Raw genomic sequence first — 4,571 nt, 5'->3', positions numbered from 1 at the left:
GGCCCTCCCAGTGGGACCCCCAGGGGGCACCCGGGGTCGGGAGTGTTGACGTGCGCGTTGGGAGGGACCACGCCGTGGCGCAGGATCAGGGTGGCGATCACGCAGCCGAACACCCCGGCGGCGCCCGCCGTGTGGCCCATCACGGCCTTCGGCGCGTATCCGGCCACCTCGGCGGCGGTGCCGCCGACGGCCTCCACCGCCCGGCCGACGGCGTCGGCCTCCACCGCGTCGTTGCCCGCCACCCCGGCGCGGTGCAGGACGACGGCGCCCGGGACCTCCCCGGTGCCGTCCAGCGCGCGGGTGACCGAGCGGCCCAGTTGCCCGCCGGACGGCTCGGGGGCCATCGGGTGGTGGGCGTCGCAACTCCAGCCGTGCCCCGCGAGCGCGGCGCGCGGGCGGGCGCCCCGGCGCCGGGCGGACCCGGCGGACTCCAGCACCACGGCGGCGGCGCCCTCACCGGTGACCATGCCGGCGCGATCGACGTCGAAGGGGCGGCAGCACTCCGGGTCCACCAACCCGAACCTCTGCAACGTGCCGATCGCCACCCTGGAGAAGGCGTCCCCGCCGCAGGCGACGACGATGTCGGCCTGACCGGTCTCGATCAACTCGGCCCCCCAGGCAACCGCGTAGGCGCCCGCGGAACAGGCGGTGGAAAGGGTGTGGCCGGGGCCGCCGATGCCGAACCGGCCGGCGAGCCCGGCGGTGACCCGGTGGGTGGCGGGGTACCGGGCGGAGGTGTCGGGGGTCTCCGCCAGGTCGATGTCGCCGAGCGAGGTGCCGACGGTCAGCCCGGCGTCGAACAGTTCCCCGGCGGTCAGGCCGGCGTCCCCGACTGCCTCCGTCACGGCGGTCGCCAGCAGGGCGCCGGTCCGCCCGACCGGTTCGCCGCCGGGTGTGCCGGGAGCGGGGGAGTGGAGGACCGGATCGGGTGCCGCGTACAGGGGCGGCCGGGTCGGCAGGCCGCAGGTTTCCGGCGCGGACACCGGTCGCCGTTCCGCTCGGAGCAGGCCCTCCCACAGCGCGGCGGTCCCACTGCCGAAACAGCTCACCGCGCCCAGTCCCGTGACCACGACCGTCACCGGTGCACCTCGCTCCTCCGGGTAACGCGAAACCATTGCCGACAGCCATCAGGATGCGTTCGGGAAGGCCGGGTTCCGCGGCCCTTGCAAGTACCTGCAGTAAAGCGGCGGGCACCTCCTTTTCCTCGATCCGCTGCCATAGCATCGGTGAAGATCGACGCGGTTCCGTGTGCTCCGGAAAAACGGAAGCGAAAATCGACGGGAAACCGCGCGAACGGCCCGAGGAAAGGGAATTCCGGTGAGTGTCGAAACCACACTGGACGTGGCGGAACTTCGGGAGCTGGTGGCGGACACGCTGGACGTCGAGCCGTCGGAGCTGACCGATGAGGTGCTCCTCATCGAGGAGCTGGGAGTCGACTCGGTGGTGGCGCTGGAACTCGCGGTCACGCTCGAGCAGCGGTACCGGATCAGGATTCCCGAGGAGGAGCTCGGCACGGTGCGCAGGTTCCCCGATGTCCTGGATCTGCTGAACCGGAAGCTGGGCGGGTGATGGACGCGCGGACGGCCCCTCCCGAGGGGACCGCGTCCTATTTCCTGATCGAGAGCAAGGGGAACTGGGCGGGACCCGACGCGGGCGCCTTCCTCCTGGACGGCGTGGCGCTCGCCGAAGCCGGCCACCGGGTTCGGGTCTTCCTCATCGAGGACGGCGTGTTCAGCGCCGTGGGCACCGGCACCCCCGAGGTCGAGCGATTGGCCGCGGCCGGGGCCGAGATCCTCGTGGACGACTTCTCGGCGGCGCAGCGCGCGCTCGACGGCACGACTCTGTCGCCGCACGTGAGGCTCGTCGGCATGGATGCCGCCGCCGCGGCGCTGACCGAGGAGGACTGCCGGGGGGTGTGGCACTGATGGCCGGCGGGATGGAACGTCGTCTGTGGGACCTGCTGTTGATCCTCACGGCGGCCCCGCACTCCGGCGACGTGGTGACCTCGGCCCTGCGGCTCTCGCAGGCGGTGCTGGACAAGGGGGGTTCGGTGCGCGTGTGGGCCTGCGGCTACGCCACGATGATGACGCAGGACACCTTCGGGGACACCAAGCTGCCGAACACCCGCGACCCCGAGGGGCACTACCCCTCGCCCTCGGCGATCGTCCGGCGGATGATCGCCGACGGCCGGGGCCGCTTCGCGTGGATCGCGTGCACCGCGTGCACCGAGGAACGCGGCGCCACCCACCACATCCCGCAGGTTCGGCACCGGTCCCCGCTCAGGCTGGCCACGACCGTCGTCGGAGCCCGGCAGACTCTCTACCTCGGAGGGGCCTGATGACCACCACCGCCCGCACCGGACCCGGTCCGAGCGTGCTGTGCGTCCTCGACCGCGCCTACCGCGGCGCGGTCGAGGCACAGTTCTTCCACGCCCTGTACGGGCTGCTCGACCTGCACGGTCAGTTCGAGCGGATGGACGTCGCGCTGCGCGGCGCGGCGGTGACCATGGCCGTCGAGGAGGACATCTACCGGCCGTCGGTGCGGCTGGGCACGATGGTGCTCGACACGCTGCCGGATTATCGGGGTTCGGTGCGCGATCTGGTCGCCGAGGGCTTCGAGGTCCTCGTGGACCGGGACGCCGTGACGGCGCTCGGGTTCGCCCCGGAGCGACTCGTCACGGGGACCACCTGCCTCGCCCCGGCCGAGCTGGCGGGGCGCTGGCCGCGGTACGACCAGGTGTGGTTCGTGTGAGCGGGGTCCCCTCCTTCTCTCCTTCGCCCTCCCCGGGGTCCGCGCGGACCGCGTCGCCGGACGTCGCCGGTCCGTCCCCCGACCGCCACACCTTCGCGACGCCGTTGCGCGCGGTGGACCGGATCGAGGTGCTGGCCGAGGGGCCGGTCCTCCGGTTCCTGGCCCACAAGACCGTCGACCCCGGGGACCCGTACATGGCGGGGCACTTCCCGGGCCTGACGCTGCTGCCCGCGGTGTTCGTGCTGGAGGCGCTCCGCCAGGCGACCACCACCCTCCTCGGCGCGGACGAGCCGTTGAACCCGGTCGAGGTCCGCTCCGGGCGCTGGCTGGCGCCGATGCAGGGGGGTGACGAGATCCGCCTGGACGTCACGGTGAAGGCCATCGGCGTCGGTCGGTGGTCGGTGACCGCCGACGGCGTCCGCCACGACGGAACACCGGTCGCGGAGGTGAGGATGGTGCTCGGGAACCGCGAGGCCGCCGAGGGGTCGCCACCGGCGGGTGGGCCTTCCATCCCGGCACCCGTGTCCCCGACACCCCTGTCCCCGGGACCCGACTACACCGGGATCCTGGACCTGCTGCCGGTGCGTCACCCGATGCTCCTGGTGGACCGGGTGGAGGCACTCGACCCGGGGCGGCTGATCACCACCGTCAAGGCGGTCTCCGGCTCGGAGCCCTGCTACGGAGGGATGGCCGAGGGCCTGCCCCTGTCGCGCTACACGTACCCCCGGACCCTGATGCTGGAGTCCTTCGGCCAGTCCTCGGTGTTGCTGTGGTTGTCCACCGGCACCGCGGAGGGCGTGCCGGTGGCCGCGGCGTTCCGGGACTGCCGCTTCACCGGGGAGGTGCGCCCCGGCGCCGTGCTGCGCCACGTGGCCCGCATCGATCGGCTGATGGCCAACAACGTCTTCGTGTCCGGACAGACCTGGGACGGGGACCGGTGCGTGATGACGGTCGGCGCCCTGATCGGTTCGAGCCGGCCCCGCGCGCGGGTCGACCGCACCATGGCCGGCACGTCCTGACCCGCGTCCCGTGGTGGACGGGCACGGTGACGGACCGCTCGGCCGACGCGGCCCATTCGGTGGGCTCGCGGGAGCTCACCGCGATCGCGGTGAGCCAGGCGGCAACCGGGTCGATCTGTCGCGCCGCGTTCAGGTAGGACACGAAGGACCGGAACACCGCGACGAACTCGTCCAGCAGCTCCGTGTCGAGCTCCTCCCGGGCGAACGCCGCGCCGGCCCGCTCCCCGAAGATCCGGCCGAGTTCCTCACCGTAGGCGGCGAAGTCCGCGGCTTCGGCCCGGGCCGCGGCACCTTCCCGCTGCGCGGCCGCCACCTCCTCGGGGGAGAGGACCGAGGCGAACTGTTCCATCATGGCGGCGAAGTCGCGGTGGAGGCTCGACGGGGAGGGCACCTCCGGGTCGAAGACCACGAGCCGGGGCGCCCCGGCCTGCAGGGCGGAGATCCGGGTGGCGAGCTCCCCGGCGAACAGGCCGCCGGCGCAGTAGCCGAGCACCGCCCGCACCGGACGGCCGGCGGCGGCGACCTCCTCGACCCACAGCGTGAGGTGGTCCTTCGTCGGCCTCCCGCTCACGGCGGTTGGTTGCCTGGTCTCCCACACCGTGAACTCCGGTGCCAGGTGCGGGATGAGGTCCGAGAAGCTCGAGTCGGACCGACCCGTGGTGGCGAAGTCGACGGCGAGAACCAGCTCGGCCTCCCGACCGGGGGCGAGCACTTTCCATCCGTTGGGCTTTGTCATCGGTGATCTGTCCACTCCGGTTGGCACGGGAAGAACGCGGGGAGCGCGCGGGGAGCGCGCGGGGG

At 72.9% G+C, this 4,571-nt stretch carries 6 protein-coding genes; 5 read left to right on the top strand and 1 reads right to left on the bottom strand.

Annotated elements, in window-relative coordinates; genetic code table 11:
• Positions 1 to 1,079: beta-ketoacyl synthase N-terminal-like domain-containing protein (locus FNQ90_RS13460; RefSeq protein WP_182606602.1), on the bottom strand; the 1,079-nt coding region annotated here is incomplete at its 3' end.
• Between the two features lie 238 nt (positions 1,080 to 1,317).
• Here FNQ90_RS13460 and FNQ90_RS13455 point away from each other — a divergent pair.
• From FNQ90_RS13455 to FNQ90_RS13435, 5 genes are read left to right on the top strand one after another with little or no spacing between them, the layout of a single operon-like run.
• Entirely contained in the window at positions 1,318 to 1,569 is a 252-nt protein-coding gene (locus FNQ90_RS13455) for an acyl carrier protein (protein ID WP_143618592.1), read from the top strand.
• Positions 1,569 to 1,925, top strand: coding sequence for a DsrE family protein (locus FNQ90_RS13450; RefSeq protein WP_182606601.1), 357 nt, complete (start codon positions 1,569 to 1,571; stop codon positions 1,923 to 1,925). Before FNQ90_RS13455 ends, FNQ90_RS13450 begins: the two co-directional genes overlap by 1 nt.
• The gene (locus tag FNQ90_RS13445; RefSeq protein WP_182606600.1) at positions 1,916 to 2,338 is read left to right on the top strand and encodes a hypothetical protein; all 423 of its coding nucleotides are present in this window, start codon (positions 1,916 to 1,918) and stop codon (positions 2,336 to 2,338) included. The genes FNQ90_RS13450 and FNQ90_RS13445 overlap by 10 nt, the downstream gene beginning before the upstream one ends.
• Entirely contained in the window at positions 2,338 to 2,751 is a 414-nt protein-coding gene (locus FNQ90_RS13440; protein WP_182606599.1) for a hypothetical protein, read from the top strand. Before FNQ90_RS13445 ends, FNQ90_RS13440 begins: the two co-directional genes overlap by 1 nt.
• The gene (locus tag FNQ90_RS13435) at positions 2,748 to 3,770 is read left to right on the top strand and encodes a 3-hydroxyacyl-ACP dehydratase FabZ family protein (RefSeq protein WP_182606598.1); all 1,023 of its coding nucleotides are present in this window, start codon (positions 2,748 to 2,750) and stop codon (positions 3,768 to 3,770) included. Before FNQ90_RS13440 ends, FNQ90_RS13435 begins: the two co-directional genes overlap by 4 nt.
• The last annotated feature ends 801 nt before the right edge of the window (positions 3,771 to 4,571 follow it).

This window comes from Streptomyces alkaliphilus (genome assembly GCF_014141535.1).
Lineage (GTDB): Bacteria > Actinomycetota > Actinomycetes > Streptomycetales > Streptomycetaceae > Streptomyces > Streptomyces alkaliphilus.
This window is presented reverse-complemented; position numbering and strand designations above follow the sequence as displayed.